The sequence below is a fragment of the Neisseria sp. P0022.S010 genome, from assembly GCF_051956635.1.
The window spans coordinates 1-3042 of record NZ_JBQCXF010000362.1 but is presented as its reverse complement, the minus strand read 5'-3'; the positions used below and the strand labels follow the sequence as shown (position 1 = coordinate 3042).

At 51.1% G+C, this 3042-nt stretch carries 2 protein-coding genes, 1 pseudogene and 1 riboswitch; all 3 genes and pseudogenes read left to right on the top strand.

Annotated features, from left to right (window positions below; all coding sequences use genetic code 11):
- The first annotated feature begins 149 nt into the window (after positions 1–149).
- Positions 150–260: riboswitch (SAM-I-IV-variant riboswitch) on the top strand.
- A 173-nt stretch (positions 261–433) separates the two neighbouring features.
- Entirely contained in the window at positions 434–1603 is a 1170-nt protein-coding gene (gene metK / locus ACTHUT_RS16750) for a methionine adenosyltransferase (RefSeq protein WP_440385545.1), read from the top strand.
- 170 nt (positions 1604–1773) lie between these two features.
- Positions 1774–2838, top strand: coding sequence for a DUF1176 domain-containing protein (locus ACTHUT_RS16745; protein ID WP_440385544.1), 1065 nt, complete (start codon positions 1774–1776; stop codon positions 2836–2838).
- A 124-nt stretch (positions 2839–2962) separates the two neighbouring features.
- Positions 2963–3042 (top strand): annotated as a pseudogene (locus tag ACTHUT_RS16740) (accessory factor UbiK family protein); the annotation flags it as partial.

Below are 3042 nucleotides of genomic sequence, written 5' to 3'. Positions count from 1 at the left end.
GCGGCCAAAAATTTAAAAACAAAGGTAACAAGCGTTTGCATAAGGTTTTACCAAAATGAAGTGGACAGATTGTAAACGAAACAGGCCGTCTGAACAAAACAGACTTCGGGCAAATATATTGCGGCACACCTGCTTTTCTGCTACTATCCGCCCTGCATTAAGAGTTGGGAATTCCATGCCAACCTGCTTTTCAAACGGAAAGGTAAGGTGGACGGTTGAAAAACCGATGTGGCTCGCCAGAGCAATCCAAACCCGCTTAATGCGGGAATTTTTTTGCCTGTAAGAAACACGCAACAGGATTCCGAAACAGCAGGCAAGTGCGAATGTTTCTCACTTGTATAGAGAAAAAGCGGAGTTTTTGTTATGATTTCCGCTGTCCGAAATAAAAGGCCGTCTGAAAACACAGCAGCCTGTTTTTAATGAAAGAATAGCAATGAGCGAATATCTGTTTACTTCCGAATCGGTATCCGAAGGCCATCCGGATAAAGTTGCCGACCAAGTATCCGATGCGATTTTGGATGCCATCTTGGCGCAAGATCCCAAAGCGCGTGTTGCCGCGGAAACCCTGGTCAACACAGGCTTGTGCGTATTGGCAGGCGAAATCACTACCACCGCCCAAGTGGACTACATCAAAGTCGCACGCGAAACCATCAAACGCATCGGCTACAACTCCTCCGAGCTGGGCTTTGATGCCAACGGCTGCGCAGTCGGCGTGTACTACGACCAACAATCCCCCGACATCGCCCAAGGCGTGAACGAAGGCGAAGGCATCGACTTGAATCAAGGCGCAGGCGACCAAGGTTTGATGTTCGGCTATGCCTGCGACGAAACCCCGACCCTGATGCCGTTTGCCATCTATTACAGCCACCGCCTGATGCAACGCCAAAGCGAATTGCGCAAAGACGGCCGCCTGCCGTGGCTGCGCCCTGATGCCAAAGCGCAACTGACCGTGGTTTACGACAGCGAAACCGGCAAAGTAAAACGCATCGACACCGTCGTCCTGTCCACCCAGCACGACCCTGAAATCAGCCATGAAGAACTGAGCAAAGCCGTGATCGAACACATCATCAAACCGGTTCTGCCGTCTGAAATGCTGACCGACGAAACCAAATACCTGATCAACCCGACCGGCCGCTTCGTCATCGGCGGCCCGCAAGGCGACTGCGGTTTGACCGGCCGTAAAATCATCGTCGATACCTACGGCGGCGCAGCTCCGCACGGCGGCGGCGCATTCTCCGGCAAAGACCCGTCCAAAGTGGACCGTTCTGCCGCCTACGCCTGCCGCTATGTTGCGAAAAACATCGTAGCCGCCGGTTTGGCAACCCAATGCCAAATCCAAGTTTCCTACGCCATCGGCGTTGCCGAACCGACTTCGATTTCCATCGATACTTTTGGCACCGGCAAAATCAGCGAAGAAAAACTGATTGCCTTGGTTCGCGAACATTTCGACCTACGCCCCAAAGGCATCGTCCAAATGCTCGACCTCTTGCGCCCGATTTACAGCAAATCTGCTGCCTACGGCCACTTCGGCCGCGAAGAGCCTGAGTTTACTTGGGAGCGTACCGACAAAGCAGCCGCATTGAAAGCAGCCGCAGGCGTATAAAAAAGCATAGAGGTCGTCTGAAAGGGCATTTCAGACGGCCTTTTTTTACATCTCAATATTCAAAACCTTTTTACGAACGACACATCGTATTTTCACAAAACAGCGTAACAAATTTTGGATTGATATGCCGCCTTTGTGAATCTACATAAATAAATTTGAAAGAAGGCATCATGAAAAAATGGCTGCTGGCTGTTTTACCTGCCACCGCACTGGCTGCTCCGCCTCAAGGCTTTTATCAAAATTACCAAGACTGGGACATCGCTTGCGACAATACCGGTACCTGCCGTCTTGCCGGATATCAGGCGGATGAAACAGAAACGCCGGTTTCCATCCTGTTTACCCGAAAAGCGGGGGCGAATGCCGCCGTTGCCGGCGAAGTTTCCCTGCTGCCGTTTAACGACGATGATAGGCAACTCGCCCGTGTGGCGGCCCGCAACGAATTGGTATTGAACGGTAAATCACTGGGCAAATTGGCGTTGAATAAAAAAGGCCAAGGCAAATTGAGCAGCGCGCAAACCAACGCCTTGCTCGAAGCATTGAAAAAAAAAAGCCAAATCAGCATCCGCTCTGGAAAATATGAATGGCATTTGTCCGACAAAGGCGCGGCGGCGGCAATGTTGAAAGCGGACGAATTCCAAGGCCGTCTGAACACACCTTCCGCGCTGATACGCAAAGGCAACAGTAGTCAGGCAGTCCTCAATCCGCAACCCAAACCCGTTATCCGTGCCGTTGCCGTACCGAAAAATGCAGGCGATACGCTGAAGCAAAACACGCCGCGCCACAATGCCGTCATGAAACTGCTGCGAGACAGCAACCGCGTTTCTGAAAACGACGATAATTACTGCCCGGCCCTGCATGATAAAGAGCACATGGATTGGAACCGCAGCCTAAATATTTATCCGCTCAACAAACAACAAGTTTTAGTGGAGGCTGTCTGTATCGGCGGAGCCTATCAAACCAGCGGCTACTATGTCATTGCCGACAAAAAATTAACCAAAATCGAACAAGTGCTGCCACCAATGACATACGGCGGACACGGCGGATTCGATGAGAAAACAGCCACCCTCAGCGGCAGCTTCAAAGGCCGAGGGATCGGCGACTGCTGGTCGGGCAATGCCGCGGTATGGGACGGTAAAACGTTTGTCCGCAGTGAGGAACACACCACCGGTTCATGCAAAGGCTTCACGGGCGGCGCATGGCTGATGCCTGTTTTTGAAGCCCGTGTTGAGCGTTAAAAGACACGGAATATTTACGATAGGAAGCAAAGGCCGTCTCAAAATTCCCGTTTTCAGACGGCCTTTTTCCTTATACAATAGCCACTTGAATTTCTATATACATTCTGAATAAAGGATACGGATTATGTTCGGCAAACAACTTTTTGAAGAAGTCAGCTCCAAAATCAGCGAAACCATCGCCAACAGCCCTGCCAAAGACATGGA

Coding starts and splice junctions, on each gene's coding strand:
- metK (WP_440385545.1), top strand. CDS start 434: ATGAGCGAATATCTGTTTACTTCCGAATCGGTATCCGAAGGCCATCCG.
- ACTHUT_RS16745 (WP_440385544.1), top strand. CDS start 1,774: ATGAAAAAATGGCTGCTGGCTGTTTTACCTGCCACCGCACTGGCTGCT.